Below are 17,574 nucleotides of genomic sequence, written 5' to 3'. Positions count from 1 at the left end.
AACCTGTCGAAACAAGCCGGCGTACATTAAATGAGTATCATGAGACTGCCTGTCAGACACATGACCATCCTGATGGTCGCGACCGCCCTTGCGGCGGCGCTGGCTGCCGCCCCGGCCTCCGCAGATGAAGTGTGGGCGCATGACGCGGAGCGGTCGCGGCAGGCACGCATGCAGCGCGACCTGGAACGCAGCCGCGACATGCAGGAGGACCAGCATCAGGAATGGATGCGCGGCCAGCGGGACATTCCGCGCCTGATCACGCCCAACACACCCAATCTGAATGTGCCGATCTACACGTCCCCGCCCCGGCTTCAGTGAGGACGGCGACCCGCGCTTTGGAACTGCGAACGTAAAAAACCGCGCGCCGGTCAGAGCGCGCGGTTCAGTTGTTTCAGAAGGCCCCGGGAAAATGAGGCCCCGTATGAAACGGGTTATTCAGACGCCTTGCGGGCTGCATCTAGCCAGCCGTCGACCGCATCGCGGTTTCCAGAAATCCAGTCCGAAGCCTGCTTCTTGATGTCTTCGGGTTTGTCGGCGCCGTCATTCATCGCCGAGTTCTGGGCAAAGATGTCTTCAAGCGGGATCGATGCCGATTTGAGCAGCGTTGCGACGGCGGGGTTCTCCTCCAGGAATTTGGAGTTGGCGACCGGAACGATGTCGTTGGCCTCGAAGCCCATGACGCATGGATCGGCAACGCAGGCATCAATGCCGGCAGCGGCGTTCTCATCCGTTGCCTCTTCGGGAACCTGGATCCAGACCACGTCTTCGCCAAGCTTCAGCTCATTGACGGTCCAGTTGGGCGTCCAGGTGTAGAAGAGGATCGGCTCACCGCTCTCATAGGCAGCAACGGCATCAGCCATCGAAGCCGAATAGCTCGCCTTGATCTCGTTGATGTGATCCTTGAGGTCATACTCGGTCAGATGATCCTCAATCGCCACTTCACAGCCCCAGCCGGGCGGGCAGGCAACGAGATCGGCCTTGCCGTCGCCGTCACGGTCAAACGCCTCCTTGACTTCGTCGCGCTTGAAATCGTCAAGCGTCTTGATCTCGAACTTCTCAGCCGACGCCTTGTCGACGAGGTAGCCCTGCAGCGCGCCGCCGGCCGCGACCGCACCGATAATCTCGGCGGATGCCTCGAAAGCCGGGCGATAGGTGTCGTGGATCGGGAACCAGCCGTTCACCCAAAGATCAACATCGCCATAGCCGACCGCCTGGTAGAAGGGCGGGTTGTCGAGCGTGGTCGGGCCTTCGACCGTGTAGCCAAGCTCTTCAAACATCTGCTTGTAGATTTCGGCGTGGAACCAGCCCGTGTCCCAGGTGGCCTGAGCCATCTTGATGGTCTTGCCGGCGCCGGGGCCGTCCTGCGCCATCGCCGGCATTGCGACGGAGCCGAGCAGCGCGAGCGCTGCGATTGCGGGAATGGTTTTCTTAAGACCAGTCATAATAAGCAGTCTCCTTAAATTCGTGTTCATGAACTGTGGCAGCGTTCGGGGTCAGGACCTGGCCGCTGCCGCGAAAGCGGAACGCGCAGTCGCGTCCCGCGAGACGGACGGTGCCCTATGCGGCCTTGCCCGCTTTTTCTTCGTCACCCGGCTTGCCGAGCGCAAACATCGAGCGCAGCGTCTGCCAGAGCGAAGGCGACTGCACGGCTTTTTTCTCGCCGAGCGATTGCGTGATGCGATCGAGAATGATCGCCAGAAGCACGATGCCGATGCCGCCGGCGGTGGCCGCGCCCACATTCAGGCGCCCAAGGCCCGTATAGACCGTGAGGCCAAGCCCGCCGGCACCGATGAGTGCAGCAATGACCACCATGGACAGGGCCAGCATCAGGGTCTGGTTCAGGCCGGCCATGATGGTGCGCAGGGCCAGCGGAAACTGCACCTCCCACAGCATCTGCCAGCGCGTGGAGCCGAAGGCTTCCGCCGCTTCGATCAGATCACCCCGTACATTGCGGATGCCCAGATTGGTGAGACGGATGATCGGCGGCAGGGCAAAAATGATCGTGGCGATGATGCCCGGCACCATGCCCACGCCGAACAGCATCACGATCGGCACCAGATAAACGAAGGACGGGATCGTCTGCATGATGTCGAGAATCGGTCGCACGACGAACAGCACACGATCACTGCGCGCGCTCCAGATGCCGAGCGGAATGCCGATAATGGCGCAGAAGAGCACCGAGGTGATGATCATCGACAGGGTGGTCATGGTTTCCGGCCACAGGCCGATCATGTCGATAAATGCGAGCGCAACAAGCGTGAAGATGGCGACGCCGCGTCCAGCGGTGCGCCAGGCGATGAGCGTGAGGCCCGCCGTGAAAACCAGCATGGGCAGCCAGTGGAAGAAGGCGTCGAGCCAGCCTAGAACCGCCGTCACCGGCGTCTGCATCGCCCGGAAGAACGGCCGGAAATTCGGCACCAGAAAGTCGCGGACGAAACTGTTTACCCAGTCGTCGAGCGGAATCTGAACGAGATCGGCGGGGCTGATCATTGGCGTTCTCCTTTCTGTGCGGAGCTGGCTTCGGCTTCATCCACAGATGCTGCCGTATCGTCGTTCTCCTCGCCCGAGAGCTGGGAAAACACCGCCTGCGGCTCGATCACCCCGGCGAGACGGCCACGTTTGTCGGCCACGGCAATGGGGTAGCCGGCACTCGCTGCACCATAGAGCTCGTTGAGTGGCGTCTCGCGCGAAACGGTCGGAACCTCCGTAACCAGCACTTCCGAAAGGTCGGTGCGGCCTTCCTCGCGGGCGGCAACCGCCAGTTCCTGATACGTCACGAGACCGGCGATCCGGTCCTCTTCGACCACATAGAGCGCGTTGCGGTTGTGCTCCTCCATCAGGTCGAGCGCCTTTTCCGCAGCCCCCTTCTCCCCGAGTTCCACGGTAATCGGACGCTCGGCGACATGAGCAGCGTCGAACACGCGCCCCCGATCGATGTCGCCAACGAAGGCGGCAACATAGTCATCGGCGGGATTGTCGACGATCTCCTGCGCGGTGCCGACCTGAACGAAGCGTCCGTCCTTCATGATGGCGATCTTGTCACCAAGAAGCAGCGCCTCATTGAGATCGTGGGTGATGAAGATGATGGTCTTCTTGAGCTTCTTCTGCAGGTGAAGGAGCTCTTCCTGCATTTCGCGGCGGATCAGCGGATCAAGCGCACCGAACGGCTCGTCCATCAGCAGAATCTCGGGATTGGTGGCGAGCCCACGCGCAAGCCCGACGCGCTGCTGCATGCCGCCCGACAGTTCGTCCGGATAGCTGTCCGCGTAGGCTGCAAGACCGACCTGCTCGAGCGCGGCCAGCGCCTTCTGGCGCCGCGACGCGGCCCCTTCTCCCTTGATTTTCAGACCGTAGGCGGCGTTTTCGGCGACCGTCTTGTGCGGAAACAGCGCGAAATGCTGGAACACCATGGTGATCTTCTCACGCCGCACCCTGCGCAGGCGCTCGGCCGAGCAGCTCGCCACGTCGTCTTCGTCGATCAGGATCTTGCCATAGGTGGGCGGAATCAGGCCGTTCAATGTCCTGACGAGTGTCGATTTGCCGGAGCCCGAGAGGCCCATGACCACGAAAATCTCGCCTTCGCGGACATCAAAACTGACGTCCTGCACACCGACTGTCTGCCCCGTTTCCTCGAAAATCTCGATCTTGGACTTGTCCTGCTTCAGACCTTCGAGCGCTTTTTCTGGATAGTCTCCAAATATCTTGTAAACATTCTCGACCCGTAGCTTGGGTTTCATGATTCCTCTTGGTTGATTATTTTATGGAAAATGAAATACAGGCCGAACACCTGCAAAATATTTCACATAGGCCTGCATGCTTGAGGTGCATTGTGAGACTTCATTGTGCCTCACACGTCATGTGAAAATACCAGACATGGCTAATGACATAACCCGCGTTATTTCAAATCGCAACAGTGAGTGAAAATTAATTCAGCGTTCAGTCTGATTGAACCGACCGCGCCAGCCCATTAGGGTCAGGACCTATTAATATGGTCGCAATGGTCGGCCTGATTTGTGCGGATACGCGAAGCAGGACCGCAGGAAGACTTCACGTCTTTCAAGGTCTTGCGACAAAGTAGGCCGTGCAAATCAGGCCGATCCGAAGGACGCTCGATAGACCGGCGATCTGCCGCGTCAAACCCCTTGACCGGGGGGAAGACCCCGCTCTGCGGGCTTCTCCTTGCATCTCTTGGTCTATCGAACGCCATTGTGATCATATCAATAGGTCCTGACCCTAGAGCGCTCCTCAGGGCAGAAGCGTTTCTTTCGTCGAAATGACCTGCTAGTGGTAAGCATGCGGGTGGGCGTGCGTGACGCCTGACAGTGCACTTTGAAGGGACGAAGAATGAACGACCGCTATGACGCCTATGCCGCTGCCACCATCGTAACGTTCGGCGCCATTGTGATCGGAGGCCTGATGGCTGCGGCGCTGGCTTTCGGAGAGCGGGATGCGTTCTTTTTTGCGCTCGGAGCAGGCACCTCGGCCTGGGGCGCGGGATACGCCATGTTCCTGGACAGGGCGCGGGTGTTTGTCGGCCTCACCGCGCTCGCCGTGGCGATGTCGATCGCGGCGGCCGTTCTCCTAGGCTTCTGAACCTTCAAACGCAAAAAGGGCAGGATCCCCTGCCCTTTCAACGCGTCAATCTTCGCACGACAATCAGGCGCGTGCGGTTTCGTCACTCACTTTTCCGGTCCAGGCGGTACGGTCGATATCGAGATCCGGGAATTTTTCCGGATCGAGCACCGGTCGCTCGACACCCGCCCTCAACTGCTCCCTGAAGTCTTTCAATATTCTCAGGCATGTGGGCAGAAGCATCATGATGGCGATGAGATTGACCAGCGCCAGAATGCCCATCATCGGATCGGAGAAGAAGAACACCGCGGTGGCGCCGGGCGCCACGGCGCCAAGAAAGACGATCCCCATCACAATCGCGCGCAGGGCGTTGATGGCCAGCGGGTGTTCGCTGATCACCGTCAGCGCGTTCTCACCCAGATAGTAGTTGTAGATGATCGAGCTGAAGGCGAAGAGAAGAAGAATGAAGGTCAGGAAATACTGGGTCCATTCACCCAGATGAGAGACCAGCGACTGCTGGGTCAGAACAACGCCGTCGATGGCTTCGGCGCCTGGCGTGTAGACATCCCCCAATAAGATCACGAACGCCGTACAGCTACAGATCACGATCGTGTCGATGAAAACCGAGAAGGACTGGGTGATGCCCTGGCTGATCGGGTGGCGGACATCGGCCGTGGCCGCCACATTGGGAGCCGAACCGAGACCGGCTTCATTGGAGAAGAGACCGCGGCGCAGGCCCTGTGCGAGTGCAGCCCCCATGCCGCCGCCAACGGCCTGCTCGAGACCGAACGCATTCATGACGATCGAATAGAGAACACCGGGAAGTTCGGTGATGTTGATGAGAATGATGATGATCGCCATCAGGAGATAGGCGACCGCCATGACGGGAACCACAATGTCCGCTGCCTTGGCGATGCGACGGATGCCGCCGAAGACGATGAATCCGGCGATGACGGTCAGCAGGAGGCCAGACCACATGCGGTCGATGCCGAGGCTCTCCTGCGCCGCCCCGGCGACCGTGTTGCCCTGAAAGGCGTTGAAGCCGATGGCGAACGCCGCGATGAGGCAGATCGCATAAAGCACGGCGAGCCATTTGTATTCGGCCCCCAGACCATGAATGATCGACCGGGCCGGGCCGCCGCGAAATGTGCCGTCTGGTTCGCGCCGCTTGTAGAGCTGCGCCAGGGAACATTCCACCAGGCTCGTCGCCATGCCCACCAGCGCAATTGCCCACATCCAGAACACCGCCCCGGGGCCGCCAAGCGTGATGGCCACGGCGACGCCGGCTATGTTGCCGCCGCCGACCCGCCCGCCAACGGAAACGAGGAGAGCCGCACGCGCGGAGATCGCATTGGGGTCTCCGCTTTGATTTTTGGAAGAGAGGACGCGGAACATGCGTCTGAAAAACTGGAGCTGAACGAAACCGGTCAGCGCGGTGATGAAAATACCCAGGACGACAAGGATGGGGATCAGCGACCACCCCCAGGTTAAGTCTCCGATAACGCCAAATAAGTTCTCGATGAAAGTCACTGTCGCACCCTCACTTTTCGCAAATGGACCACTGTCCCCACTGCCCCTCTGTCTCCACCGCCCATGTGCGACAGAATAACCCACAATCAAAAGCAGCACACCAGAAGAAATACACCTTCCGAAGCCGACTGGTTGGGAGGCGATTTCCGCAGGAAGATCCTGTATCGCATCACGCTGAAAGTGCCACAGCGCAAGGAGTGTAGACCACTTAACGCTTTCGTAACGCTCACGGGCGGCAGACGGGGCTACCTCGATTAGCCTACTCGTCCCAACGGCCTGGTTGTGTTATTTCACCTGCACAATTCAGCTTGAAAATCGACCTGATCAAAAATGACGTTCCCTGGGGGGAAAGCATGTCGCTCGCATTTGAGACCTGCGCGCCGGTCGACATTGTCGCCGAGGCGCAGACCTGCCGAGACGCGTTAGAGCCGGCACTGAAACGCATTGTATCGTCCGCCCGGGAGCGCGGCTGGAGCCATCAGCAGGTTCATCTGGCGCTTATGGAAATCGCGATCGCTTCCATAACAACCGAGCAGCTCGATATCGTCACGCTTGCCCGCATGCGCCGCACCGCCTGGTGCGCTACCGTTGCCGCGAGCGACTGACCGGATCTTCATTTCGCCTTTACTGAGACAGCACAGTCGAGGCAACACGTGCCGGACATTTGGGTCGGCACGCCAATCCGTGTATGTCTGTGCGGCAGATGACGATCCCGGAAAGCGCACTGCTGCCGCAAAAACGACCCTGCAGCGTCGATTGCCCGGTGGCGCAGGACGCTCGAAAGCCGCGATCCTCACGCTTGGTGAAAGACATGTAGAAGAACAGGGCCAGATGCTCGATCAACCAGAGAAAACGCCTTTGCAGCAGCGCAAACTGGAAGTGCAGACGCCGGTGCGCTTCGACGCCGGACGGAACGCACGCGCCAAGATCGGCTTCGTCCTCCTGCCGAACGACCAGCTGGTGGAAGAGGACATGGTGCGCATGGCCCCGCCCGGGATCGGCGTCTATTTCTCCAGAGCACGCATGCCGCATGAAATCTCCACCGCTACGCTTGCCCAACTCACCGGAAGCCTTGCCGAAACCGCCGGGCGCATTCTGCCCGACGACAGGCTCGACGTGGTCTGCCTCGCCTGCACCTCCGGAACCGTGGCTGTCGGCGAGCTTCGCGTCTGCGAGGAACTGAACAGGGGCGCGCCGAATGCCCGCGCCACCTCGCTCATGGGAAGCGTGACCAGGGCGCTGGAGACCCTGCAGGTGCGCCGCATCGCCGTCGGCACACCCTACGCACATGAACTGACCGACACTGTGGTGAGTTACCTGCAGGATGAAGCCGGTTTCGAAATCACCGCCTATGCGGGGCTCGGGCTTGATTACGACCGAGACATGGTGCGGGTCACGCCCGACTATCTGCTCGAATTCGCCGCCAGTCTCGATACACCGGAGGCGGAGGCCCTCCTGATAAGCTGCAGCGCTTTGCGGTCACTTGAGATCGTCGAGGCGCTCGAAGAGAAGATCGGCAAGCCGGTCGTCGTGAGCAACCAGGCGATGATGTGGAACTGCCTGCGGCTGGCCGGCATCGAGGATCCGCTTCCAGGCTATGGCGCGCTTTTTCGCCATTTCTGACCACCGGCTGCGGCGGGCGCCGCCTGGAATTCTTAAGACCGGGAAGAAATCGTGATGCAGCGTTTCTCGGCTCGGGGGATTACCCTGCAGACGAAATGCAGCGCGAAGCGATTGACATGCTCCTGGAGTTTCTGAACGCACTGGCCCTCATGATTTCCTTCGTGGTGCTTTCAACCGCGACGGTGGAGTTTCTGTCACGCGTGGTCAGCAACACTTATCTTCGAAGCCAGCCTGTCCCGCCGGTCCGTCTCGCGGTGTGAGCTGACCGGCTCCATTTTCTCCGCTGTCCGGGTTTTCCATGGATAAACAGAAAACTGGGGACAAACAAAAAATCTCCCCCGACGCAAGTCAGAGAAGATTCCTTGTTCACTCAATCGATGAACGAGAGTGAAGCGCCCCACCCCATTACCCCCAACGGTCGGGACGACTCTCGTTAGCACGCACACAAATTTCGGAAATTAACACAGGTTAAGTTTGGCAGTTATTGCTGGGGATGGCGTGCCGGTTGCCTGCAAAAGAGCAGGTCATCGAACATCGGCCAGCACGCCGCCGCTGCATCCCGTCACGACAGCCTTTCCCAAAGCAATCCCGGATTGCGGGCAAGAAGGCTCGGCAGAGAGCGCAATGAGAGCTCCGGCCACTGGCCGGGTATATTCAGCCGTCCGTATCCGTTCCTCAAATCGTGGTGATGGCCATACAACTCCCAAGCAGCTATCACTCTATTATGGCAATCCCGGACCGCCTCAAGTTCTTCAAGATGCGATGGAAACGCTGGCTACGGACTATGTCATCGCAGCTATGGCGCTGTCGGATCGCACGCTTCCGCTGAATGATCGCCGAATGGGGCGCGGATGAACAAACCTGATTTCTGGCCGGGAGTGGTAACCTGGTAAGTCAATTTCACTAATTGCGTTCGGATCGATATCCGCCATCGTTTCGCGAAGTCTAAATGGGGCTTGGGCGAGACGGTATGAGAGCATTCGTTCTTCTTGCACTTCTGTTTCAACTCGCGCTGACAGCGCCGGTTTCCGCTCTGAACCTGGAAGTGTGCAATTCAGGTGAGGAAACGATCTTCATCGCTCATGCGGAATCTTCCTTCAATTCACCATACCGTGCCGTTGGCGGATGGACGGAATTGACGCCGCACAAATGCTGGAAGCGTGAAGCGCCAAAAATGGACAGAATGTCGGTTCTTGCGGCCTACATAGATGGGCAGGGACGCCTCGGCGCCGTGCAATTCGATCCAGATTTCCGGGCGGGCGGGCAGTACTCGTTGTCCCGAGGACCCTATTCTTTCTGCGTTCACCCAAAGGACGGATTCTTCCGAGGACGGGTACGCACCGCCGGTGTTCGCTGTCCGCGCGAAATGGTTCGCGTCAAGTTTCCCTTCTACATTGCAGGGCAAAAAGGGCCTGGTGCTGTCGCCAGGCTGGAGGTTGCCGTGAAGCAAGGCACACTCCATGAAGACTACGCCGTCATTCCCTGGGAGCCCGAAGAAGCTCCGCCTAACCCGCAGGAAGAGCGCTACGCGAACTCAGGCAAGATAGACCTGCTGCGCGGCCCGAGCGCGCGGCAGATCGAAGCTGCGGAGTATCGGAACCTTCAGCTTCGCATGCAGATCGCGAATGCCCTGATTCTGAAGGATGCAAAGCTGAAGATTCATTCGCTTGACCTGGACAAATGTTTGTCGACCAAGGATGGGCCATTCTATTGCCGATACAAGCTTGACGCCCAGATTGAAGCGTCGAAAAAGATGCGACCGATGGCCCAGCTCCTGAACCTCGGATTTCTGTTCAAAGGCTACTACTGGTCCTCATTCACGGTAAGCCGGGGTCGTTGGGCAATCGTCAAGCAGTATGAAGGCTGCAGGGTTTCGGATGTCGATATCAGGTGCTGGAGCCGCAAATAGCCGCAGCAGAACCCGGCGCGTGGAGCGCTGGAAGCTGGCCAAATCAGCATTCGAGAGGATCAACGTGTCCCGCGCATAGGTCTGACATGGGCCACTTTCGCGTTCAAGTCATTGAAAGCCATACTCTTTGGGAGAGAGCTTGGTGCGGTCGAGAAGACTCGCTGATCGGCTTCAAAGCCCATACTTTTCGGGATTTAGGTGTCCCATGGACCCGATTTTCCTCGCATTGTGAATGAAGGGGTTACAGTCACGGTGCCCCACACTCCAGGCCGTAAATACTTCACAGAAATTGTTGCCTGTGGACACCGGCACCGGACGCATGAAACACAAATAGCTGTTCTCCACTTATGTTCTTTTCGTGCTTCGATCGAACTTTTCAGTCTGAGACGTCTTGGAATTTCGATCAATACCTTCGGGCGACCGCTGCCATACATCTTCAGTCCGATAAGTACGCACAAACCTGGCTGACCAAAGAGTGGCCACGAGCGGACGTTCAACTCGTCGCCAATCGTTTAAGCATTGTTCCTTCAGCCGATGCTCGGCAAGAATGGCAGGCCAGCGTGTGCCTGAAAGAGGGTCCAGAGCGTGAAGGCGAGAAAGAGGGTCGCGAATGCGGTTACCGGCCATGTCTTTTCTTTGCCAAGCACGGTTGAGGAAATCAATCCGAAGGCCGGCACGAAATGCAGCGCGTGCGTAGCAAAAAAATGCGCGACCCTTAGGTCACCTCCATCTCTTACCCACCCCAAAAGTAGCAATCCAGATTCGTCCGTGTTCGACCCGCCGACCCAATGCCCATCCATAATAGTTCCCGCAGTAACAAGAGTGAGCGGCGCAGTCATAGCTAAGCCAAGTATGAGGCTTCTAATGATCGCCGGCGATAATGTCAGTCGCTTGTTGCGAGCGATTTGAAAGGCATAAACCGATGAAGCTGAAACAATTACAATGGCTGCTATCCCCATCACTGTGTAAATTGCGAGCCCAATCAAACTGGAATTGAAATGTGATTCAGTACCGATTGCACCAGCCCCTGCAGTCCAGACCACCTCGGCCAAGGCTGACAACGCAACTGCAATTGACAGGCGCCTGTACCAATTGCGGTAGCGAACATCATCGGGAAGAAACCTGGCATAGACGACGAGCGTCAATAAATAGAGCCCGAAGGCGAACTGAAACTTTAATGGCTTGTCCCATACGCTGACGCCATTGATGGTTCGCGTGTCCATCAATGCAACTACAAACGTAGGCAGCATGGCCAACCAGACCAGCAATCCCGTCATGAAAAAGCGTGGCTCGTACGAAGCGAATTCTCGCCACCATACGGTCAGCTTCGACGACGCGAAGTTTGTATGATGTGTCATTCGGCTGTGCTTTCGAGAGTACCGAGAAGAGGTTAGTCTGCAGCGTAAGCGACGCGCGTGCGGGCAATAACTGCGCAAACGAAGGCAAAACAGGCCAGTGCGGCAGATATTGCGCGAACATGATTCCAAGTGGCCCACCGACCAATCAGATCATTCCAAACTTCTGCCATCCCCTCACTTTGGGAGTTCAGATCGGCCAGCTGCGAGTTGATCGGAACGTGCACTGTCATGGTGACAGCAATAACCCCCAGCGACAGGAGCAAAGCTCCCGCGATTGTCGCCCATGTTGCAGGTGACGCCCACGTTGAAACTGAGCCTATGGCTAAGACAATTGCTAGGGCCGGTGTGCCTAGGAAAATGATAAGAAACAATGGGTTCAGAACAACGACTTCGTTCATCGCTTTCATTGCATCGATAGCCTTACCGGCTTCCACCCAACTGAGGCCATCCACCACATCAGAGAACGCTATTATGTAGCCAGCAACGAGACCCGAGCCTACGGTCGCTACGACGGACAGTGTCAGCCAGGCAATTTCGAAGTTTCTGGGGTTTGCTCTCATGTGGGGAGTCCATCCGATATTCTGACACCTGACCGTCGGGTCGCATCCAGCCACAGGTCGACTTTCATACCGCACTCCAAATATGAATCATCCTCACATTTTCGAAATACGAGCAATCCTCATATTTGTCAACTGGCAGCGATGAGATAACTCGATTGTGAAAGAAAGCTGTGAGCGGTTGGAGCGAATGCATGTAGCTGCGCGGTAGTTATTAAGGAGCCTGCTGGCGATCGCCCCCTTCGTTATGTGAGTCAGTATTAATCGATTTTTATTTTGATAAATCTTTTCGATACTTATCGGCTGTTCTTCTATCCCAGAACCGCTTGCGCTTCCCCTTCCCTCGATCCCGCTTCGGATCGAACGGAATGCCCTCGAATTTAGCTGCGAACAGGTCCGCGTCTTTCTTCTCCGCAAAGCAGAAGACGATGAAGTAGCACCCTCTCGGCCCGGCCCATCCGGCGAATACGGTTTGAGTCCTGATATGCAGAGACAGGCCTTTGCAGAAGTCGTGAACGGTATCGTAGTTTTCGCCCTACACCCGGCGCGTGGAGCGCTGGAAGCTGGCCAAATCAGCAATCGAGAGGATCAACTTGCCCCGAGCATGGGTCTGACATGGGCCACTTTCGCGTCCAAGTCATTGAAAGCCATACTCTTTGGGAGAGAGCTTGGTGCGGTCGAGAAGACTCGAACTTCCACGGGTTGCCCCACAGCGACCTCAACGCTGCGCGTCTACCAATTCCGCCACGACCGCACGCAGCTGGAGGCCGGTTCGCACCGGCACCGGGCATGTAGCAAATCGGATTTGGGGAAACAAGCGCCCTTCTTCAAAAAGACGAAAAAAATCACCGACAAACCACAGAAGCCACACACTGGACCCGCAGCCGGTTTATCTCCATATGTGACGGGCAGTTTCAGTACCTGATGGGATGATGCGATGAGCGAACGCGGCCAGATCGACACGGAATTCCTGCCGCGCATGGACGGTCCGCCCGTCGAATGGCGAATCGAACCGGGGCTTACCGATTACGAGAAAGCCGTCGCCATTATGGAAGAGCGTGCCGGCCTCATTCGCGAAGGAAAAGCCGCCGAGATGGTGTGGCTGGTGGAGCACCCGCCGCTCTACACCGCCGGCACCAGCGCAAACAGCGCCGACCTGCTCGAAAATGGCCGCTTCCCGGTCCACAAGACCGGTCGCGGCGGCGAATACACCTATCATGGGCCAGGCCAGCGGGTCGCCTATGTGATGCTCGACCTGAAGACCCGCCGCGAGGATGTGCGCGCCTTCATCGCTGCCCTGGAAGCCTGGATTATCGCCACGCTGGAACGGTTCAACGTCAAGGGGGAGCGGCGTGAGGACCGTGTCGGCGTCTGGGTGGCGCGACCGGACAAGCCGCCCCTGCCCGGCGGCCTGCCCGCTGAAGACAAGATTGCCGCCATCGGCATTCGCCTGCGGCGCTGGGTCAGCTTTCACGGCATCTCGATCAATGTCGAACCGGATCTGGCTCATTTCGGCGGCATCGTGCCCTGCGGTATAAGCGGCTACGGCGTCACCAGCCTTGTCGATCTCGGCCTGCCGGTGACGATGGAGGATCTCGACCTGGCGCTCAAAGCGGCTTTTGCGGAGGTGTTTGGCCCTGCGGAAAGCCGTTGACGTCCGGGACGGGTCCGACATGAACAGGCGCGGTGCGATCGGCAAATCGCCGGCAGCCGCGCCATTCAAGGCTTGAGAGCGTTTCGACGGTCCGGTCCCGGATGCGGCGGCGCTCTGACGGAGGAGCGCACAATGCGATTATCACATGCCTTTGGGGCGTTTGCCCTTGTTTCCCTGACCATGGCCCAAGGGGCGTTCGCTCAGCAGGCGACGGACGCCCACGCGCCCGAGATCGCCAGCGGGCTGAGCGACAAAACCACGGTTCACGCAAAAGAACAGATGGTCGCGGCGGCCAATCCGCTCGCAGCGGAGGCTGGCCTCGACATCCTGCGCAAGGGCGGAAGTGCGGCCGATGCGCTTGTGGCGGTGCAGACGGTGCTCGGCCTCGTGGAGCCGCAGTCCTCCGGCATCGGCGGCGGGGCGTTTCTCGTCTGGTATGACGCGGCGAGCGGCAAGGTGACGACCTTCGACGGACGTGAGACCGCGCCCGCCGCGGCCACACCGAACCTCTTCCTCAACGAACAGGGCGAGCCGCTCGCCTTTTTCGACGCGGTGGTCGGCGGACGCTCGGTTGGCGCGCCCGGCGTGGTGCGCCTGATGGAAACCGTCCACAAGCGCGCCGGAAAGCTGGAGTGGCAGACGCTTCTCGAACCGGCGATCCGGCTCGCCGAGGGCGGTTTCACCGTCACACCGCGGCTTCATGCACTGATTGAGGGCGACAGGGGACGCCTCGACACGCAACCGGCCACCCGCGCCTATTTCTACGACAGCGACGGCAAGGCGCTGGCGGTCGGGTCTATCCTCAAAAACCCGGACTATGCGGCAACGCTGAAACGAATTGCCGAATACGGTGCCGACGGCTTTTACAAAGGGCCGGTCGCAGAGAAAATCGTGGCGGCGGTGAAAGCGCATCACGGCAATCCGGGTCTTCTGACACTCGACGATCTCGCGGGTTACGAGGTCAAGGAGCGTGATGCCGTGTGCGCACCCTATCGCGGGCTCGAGGTCTGCGGTATGGGGCCACCCTCCTCCGGCGCCCTGACCGTCGGGCAAATTCTCGGCATGGTCGCGACATTCGATCTGGGCAGTCTCGGGCCTGACGATCCGGAGAGCTGGCGCATTATCGGCGATGCAACGCGTCTCGCCTTTGCCGACCGTGGCCGCTACATGGCCGACAGCGATTTCGTCAAAATGCCGAAAGGCCTGCTCGACCAGGATTACCTAAAAGCCCGCGCGGAGCTGATCCGACGCCCGACCGCGCTTGGTCCGGACGATGTGACCGCCGGCGACCCTCCATGGGACAGGGTGGAACTGCGCATGGACGGGATGAGCCTTGAACAGCCTTCCACCTCGCATTTCGTGATCGTCGACAGGGATGGCAATATCGCTTCGATGACCACGTCGGTGGAGAGCGCTTTCGGCTCGCGCCAGATGGCGGCGGGCTTCATCCTCAACAACCAGCTCACGGATTTCTCATTTACGCCCGATGCCGATGGCGAGGCTGTGGCAAACAGGGTTCAGCCCGGCAAGCGGCCCCGCTCCTCCATGTCGCCAACCATCGTTCTAAAAGACGGAAAACCGCTTCATGCGCTTGGTTCGCCCGGCGGCAGCAACATCATTCCCTATGTGGCAAACACGATCATCGCGCTGACCGACTGGGACATGAACATGCAGCAGGCGATCGACCTGCCGCATCTGACCAACCGCTTTGGCACCTACACGCTGGAAGCCGGCACCAGAGCCGAGGAGATGCAGAACGACCTCGACGCACTCGGCTTCAAGACGTCCATCGGCGATCTCAACTCCGGCCTGCACGGCATTACCATCACCGCGCAGGGGCTGGAAGGTGGTGCGGACCCGCGGCGCGAAGGCGTGGCCGTGGGAGATTAGGTCGCCATGCGGCGCCAACTCGGCCCCCCAAAAGGCGCCCCAAACCGTTGATGAGGTATCGGGATAATCGGAAACCGGTTTTCCCGTTTCGGTTCAATGCTCCAAGAGCGCTTCGCACCTGAAAAAGCACCGGACAGAGAGGCGGGCCTTCCCGCCTCTTTTTCATTCGGACGATGCCGGCAGCCCTGCATGGCACCGGTAGACGTCAGATTGCGCCGATCACCACGGCGGCCATCATGATGAAGGAGCTGACGGCAACGAGCGAGACGACATCCTGAAAAAGATCGGTCATTTATCCCTCCTGATCACTTTATAATCCCTTTATGTTCTATTTTTGTTCTTGCGTCAAGCATGCCTGACGCGCCCGATGCCGCTCGGGCCGGTCAGGGTTTACGCGGGGTTAATCCAACGGGTTTTCGGTAGAGGTTCGACAGCGGTGCGATGCCGGTTTGTGTTGCGCTGGCGGAGGAGTGGGAGTTAGCCCTTCCAGGGAACGACCTTGCCGCCGTCCAGTGTCACGACCCGATCCATTCGCGCGGCCAGCTCATGGTTGTGGGTGGCGATCAGCGCGGCAAGGCCGGACTGGCGCACCAGCGCCTCAAGCGCATCGAACACATAGCCTGCCGTTCTGGGATCGAGATTGCCAGTCGGCTCGTCAGCAAGCAGCACGCGCGGCGCATTGGCAACCGCGCGGGCGATGGCCACGCGCTGCTGCTCGCCGCCGGAAAGTTCGGCCGGCCGGTGGCTCGCACGGTGGCCGACACGCAGATAGTCGAGCAGCTGCCCTGCCCGTTGCTTCGCTTCGGCCGGCGCCATGCCGGTGATCATCTGCGGGATCATGATGTTCTCCTCGGCGGAGAACTCGGGCAGAAGATGATGAAACTGATAAACGAAGCCGATCTCGTTGCGGCGGATCGCCGTGCGCGCGTCATCGGAAAGCCGCCCGCAGGCCCGTCCGGCGATGGTGACCTCGCCCGCGTCCGGCGCCTCGAGAAGGCCGGCGAGGTGAAGCAGCGTCGACTTGCCGGCGCCCGACGGTGCGACGAGCGCCACCATCTCTCCCGGTTTCAGTGAAAACGCGGCATCCTTGAGGATGGTGAGCCTGCCCTCGCCTTCGCGGTAGCTGCGCTCGATGCCCTTGAGTTCGAGAATTGGTCCCGCCATCAGTCATACCTCAGCGCATCGACCGGATCGAGCCGGGAAGCCCGCCAGGCAGGAAAGAGCGTCGCCACGAAGGACAGGACCAGCGCCATGATGATGACAGCCACCGTCTCGCCCGCTTCCATCTTGGCCGGCAACTGGCTCAGAAAATAGAGTTCGGGATCGAAGATCGTGGTGCCCGACAGCCATGAGAAAAACTGGCGGATCGATTCCACGTTCCAGCAAATGACGACACCGAGGATCACGCCGGCAACTGTGCCGGCAACGCCGATCGCTGCACCGGTCATCAGAAAGATACGCATGATGGCGCCGCTGGTGGCACCCATGGTGCGCAGAATGGCAATGTCGTGCCCCTTGTCCTTCACCAGCATGACCAGACCGGAAATGATGTTGAGCGCGGCAACAAGCACGATCATGGTCAGGATCATGAACATGACGTTGCGCTCCACTTCGAGCGCGGAGAAGAAGGTGCTGTTGCGCTGGCGCCAGTCGGAGAGAAGGATGGGGCGCTGAGCGGCCTCCTCGACCTTCGGCCGCAGCGTATCCACGGCATCGGGATTGTCGACGAAGAGTTCAATCGACTGTACGAGCCCCTCTGCATTGAAATAGAGCTGTGCCTCCTGGAGCGGCATGTAGATGATGGAGGAATCGTATTCCGACATGCCGATCTCGAAGGTCGCAGAGATCGGATAGGTTTTCACGCGCGGCGTGGTGCCGAAGGGGGTGATGTCGCCCTCGGGGGCGACCAGCGTCACGGAATCGCCGACCGTCAGGCCGAGATTCTGCGCCATGCGCGAGCCGACCGCCAGTCCTTCGCCGGCAGCGAAGCCGACCAGCGAGCCGTCCTTGATGTTGTCGGAAACCAGTTCGAGACGGGACAGGTCGTCAGCACGCACACCGCGCACCACGGCGCCCGTACCGGCACCGCTGCGGCCGGAAACGAGAACCTGCCCCTGAACCATAGGCAAGGCGAGGCGCACGCCCTCAACGCCCTCAATGCGGCTGGCAACGGCCTCATAATCATCCATCGGCATGTCGATCGGCTGCACGATGAGATGGCCGTTGACGCCCAGAATGCGGGTCAGCAGTTCGGCACGAAAACCATTCATCACCGCCATCACCACGATCAGCGTTGCAACACCCAGCATGATGCCGATGAAGGAGATCGAGGCGATCACCGAGATCACCGTCTCCTTGCGGCGCGACCGCAGATAACGCCAGGCGATCAGCCGCTCGAAACGGGAGAACGGTCCGGCGCCCAGGGGTTTTCCCGGGGCGCTCTGCGCGGTTTCTCCGCTTGTGGCGGCTTCACTCATGGCT

The 17,574-nt window shown here is 59.4% G+C and carries 16 protein-coding genes and 1 tRNA gene; 8 read left to right on the top strand and 9 right to left on the bottom strand.

All coding sequences use genetic code 11. The features are described from left to right. The first annotated feature begins 39 nt into the window (after positions 1–39). A complete protein-coding gene (locus tag BLW55_RS00545) occupies positions 40–318 on the top strand; it encodes a hypothetical protein (RefSeq protein WP_177174994.1) in 279 nt (92 codons plus the stop codon). Positions 319–431: 113 nt separating this feature from the next. Here the strand turns inward: BLW55_RS00545 and proX are convergent, their stop codons facing one another. The 3 genes from proX to BLW55_RS00530 all read right to left on the bottom strand — a co-directional run bounded on the left by proX (position 432) and on the right by BLW55_RS00530 (position 3,737). Continuing rightward, a complete protein-coding gene (proX, locus tag BLW55_RS00540) occupies positions 432–1,442 on the bottom strand; it encodes a glycine betaine/L-proline ABC transporter substrate-binding protein ProX (RefSeq protein ID WP_007007876.1) in 1,011 nt (336 codons plus the stop codon). 115 nt (positions 1,443–1,557) lie between these two features. Further along, the gene (locus BLW55_RS00535; protein WP_065817647.1) at positions 1,558–2,490 is read right to left on the bottom strand and encodes an ABC transporter permease; all 933 of its coding nucleotides are present in this window, start codon (positions 2,488–2,490) and stop codon (positions 1,558–1,560) included. Continuing rightward, complete coding sequence (locus tag BLW55_RS00530; RefSeq protein WP_007007878.1) at positions 2,487–3,737, bottom strand: quaternary amine ABC transporter ATP-binding protein; 1,251 nt, start codon at positions 3,735–3,737, stop codon at positions 2,487–2,489. Before BLW55_RS00530 ends, BLW55_RS00535 begins: the two co-directional genes overlap by 4 nt. A gap of 607 nt (positions 3,738–4,344) precedes the next feature. Here BLW55_RS00530 and BLW55_RS00525 point away from each other — a divergent pair. Continuing rightward, entirely contained in the window at positions 4,345–4,593 is a 249-nt protein-coding gene (locus BLW55_RS00525; RefSeq protein WP_007007879.1) for a hypothetical protein, read from the top strand. A gap of 63 nt (positions 4,594–4,656) precedes the next feature. Here BLW55_RS00525 and BLW55_RS00520 read toward each other — a convergent pair whose 3' ends face one another. Then, the gene (locus BLW55_RS00520; protein WP_007007880.1) at positions 4,657–6,102 is read right to left on the bottom strand and encodes an alanine/glycine:cation symporter family protein; all 1,446 of its coding nucleotides are present in this window, start codon (positions 6,100–6,102) and stop codon (positions 4,657–4,659) included. A 353-nt stretch (positions 6,103–6,455) separates the two neighbouring features. On the opposite strand from BLW55_RS00520, the gene BLW55_RS00515 reads away from it, so the two are divergent. From BLW55_RS00515 to BLW55_RS00505, 4 genes are all read left to right on the top strand, one after another. Continuing rightward, on the top strand, positions 6,456–6,707 hold the full coding sequence (locus BLW55_RS00515) for a hypothetical protein (protein WP_143038406.1): 252 nt from the start codon (positions 6,456–6,458) through the stop codon (positions 6,705–6,707). Between the two features lie 79 nt (positions 6,708–6,786). Beyond that, on the top strand, positions 6,787–7,725 hold the full coding sequence (locus BLW55_RS00510) for a maleate cis-trans isomerase family protein (RefSeq protein WP_244508951.1): 939 nt from the start codon (positions 6,787–6,789) through the stop codon (positions 7,723–7,725). A gap of 95 nt (positions 7,726–7,820) precedes the next feature. Beyond that, positions 7,821–7,985, top strand: coding sequence for a hypothetical protein (locus BLW55_RS20710; RefSeq protein WP_177174993.1), 165 nt, complete (start codon positions 7,821–7,823; stop codon positions 7,983–7,985). Positions 7,986–8,695: 710 nt separating this feature from the next. Further along, complete coding sequence (locus BLW55_RS00505; RefSeq protein WP_090325900.1) at positions 8,696–9,634, top strand: hypothetical protein; 939 nt, start codon at positions 8,696–8,698, stop codon at positions 9,632–9,634. Between the two features lie 527 nt (positions 9,635–10,161). Here the strand turns inward: BLW55_RS00505 and BLW55_RS00500 are convergent. The 3 genes from BLW55_RS00500 to BLW55_RS00490 all read right to left on the bottom strand — a co-directional run bounded on the left by BLW55_RS00500 (position 10,162) and on the right by BLW55_RS00490 (position 12,303). Then, positions 10,162–10,992 carry a hypothetical protein gene (locus BLW55_RS00500; RefSeq protein ID WP_090325897.1) on the bottom strand — a complete coding sequence of 277 codons (831 nt, stop codon included), beginning with the start codon at positions 10,990–10,992 and terminating at the stop codon, positions 10,162–10,164. 32 nt (positions 10,993–11,024) lie between these two features. Further along, a complete protein-coding gene (locus BLW55_RS00495) occupies positions 11,025–11,552 on the bottom strand; it encodes an anthrone oxygenase family protein (RefSeq protein ID WP_051556153.1) in 528 nt (175 codons plus the stop codon). A 666-nt stretch (positions 11,553–12,218) separates the two neighbouring features. Continuing rightward, positions 12,219–12,303, bottom strand: a tRNA-Leu gene (locus BLW55_RS00490). Between the two features lie 183 nt (positions 12,304–12,486). On the opposite strand from BLW55_RS00490, the gene lipB reads away from it, so the two are divergent. Then, on the top strand, positions 12,487–13,203 hold the full coding sequence (lipB, locus tag BLW55_RS00485) for a lipoyl(octanoyl) transferase LipB (protein ID WP_090325895.1): 717 nt from the start codon (positions 12,487–12,489) through the stop codon (positions 13,201–13,203). 132 nt (positions 13,204–13,335) lie between these two features. Next, on the top strand, positions 13,336–15,093 hold the full coding sequence (ggt, locus tag BLW55_RS00480) for a gamma-glutamyltransferase (RefSeq protein WP_090325892.1): 1,758 nt from the start codon (positions 13,336–13,338) through the stop codon (positions 15,091–15,093). 477 nt (positions 15,094–15,570) lie between these two features. On the opposite strand, the gene BLW55_RS00475 is transcribed toward ggt, so the two are convergent. Both BLW55_RS00475 and BLW55_RS00470 read right to left on the bottom strand, forming a co-directional pair. After that, positions 15,571–16,257 (bottom strand): ABC transporter ATP-binding protein, encoded by a 687-nt coding sequence (locus tag BLW55_RS00475; RefSeq protein WP_007007885.1) that lies wholly within the window; start codon positions 16,255–16,257, stop codon positions 15,571–15,573. Continuing rightward, on the bottom strand, positions 16,257–17,570 hold the full coding sequence (locus BLW55_RS00470) for a lipoprotein-releasing ABC transporter permease subunit (RefSeq protein ID WP_090325889.1): 1,314 nt from the start codon (positions 17,568–17,570) through the stop codon (positions 16,257–16,259). Before BLW55_RS00470 ends, BLW55_RS00475 begins: the two co-directional genes overlap by 1 nt. Between the last annotated feature and the right edge of the window lie 4 nt (positions 17,571–17,574).

This window comes from Nitratireductor aquibiodomus, from assembly GCF_900105565.1.
GTDB lineage: Bacteria > Pseudomonadota > Alphaproteobacteria > Rhizobiales > Rhizobiaceae > Nitratireductor > Nitratireductor aquibiodomus.
This window is presented reverse-complemented; position numbering and strand designations above follow the sequence as displayed.

Coding starts and splice junctions, on each gene's coding strand:
- BLW55_RS00545 (WP_177174994.1), top strand. CDS start 40: ATGAGACTGCCTGTCAGACACATGACCATCCTGATGGTCGCGACCGCC.
- proX (WP_007007876.1), bottom strand. CDS start 1,442: ATGACTGGTCTTAAGAAAACCATTCCCGCAATCGCAGCGCTCGCGCTG.
- BLW55_RS00535 (WP_065817647.1), bottom strand. CDS start 2,490: ATGATCAGCCCCGCCGATCTCGTTCAGATTCCGCTCGACGACTGGGTA.
- BLW55_RS00530 (WP_007007878.1), bottom strand. CDS start 3,737: ATGAAACCCAAGCTACGGGTCGAGAATGTTTACAAGATATTTGGAGAC.
- BLW55_RS00525 (WP_007007879.1), top strand. CDS start 4,345: ATGAACGACCGCTATGACGCCTATGCCGCTGCCACCATCGTAACGTTC.
- BLW55_RS00515 (WP_143038406.1), top strand. CDS start 6,456: ATGTCGCTCGCATTTGAGACCTGCGCGCCGGTCGACATTGTCGCCGAG.
- BLW55_RS20710 (WP_177174993.1), top strand. CDS start 7,821: ATGCAGCGCGAAGCGATTGACATGCTCCTGGAGTTTCTGAACGCACTG.
- BLW55_RS00505 (WP_090325900.1), top strand. CDS start 8,696: ATGAGAGCATTCGTTCTTCTTGCACTTCTGTTTCAACTCGCGCTGACA.
- BLW55_RS00500 (WP_090325897.1), bottom strand. CDS start 10,992: ATGACACATCATACAAACTTCGCGTCGTCGAAGCTGACCGTATGGTGG.
- BLW55_RS00495 (WP_051556153.1), bottom strand. CDS start 11,552: ATGAGAGCAAACCCCAGAAACTTCGAAATTGCCTGGCTGACACTGTCC.
- lipB (WP_090325895.1), top strand. CDS start 12,487: ATGAGCGAACGCGGCCAGATCGACACGGAATTCCTGCCGCGCATGGAC.
- ggt (WP_090325892.1), top strand. CDS start 13,336: ATGCGATTATCACATGCCTTTGGGGCGTTTGCCCTTGTTTCCCTGACC.
- BLW55_RS00475 (WP_007007885.1), bottom strand. CDS start 16,257: ATGGCGGGACCAATTCTCGAACTCAAGGGCATCGAGCGCAGCTACCGC.
- BLW55_RS00470 (WP_090325889.1), bottom strand. CDS start 17,570: ATGAGTGAAGCCGCCACAAGCGGAGAAACCGCGCAGAGCGCCCCGGGA.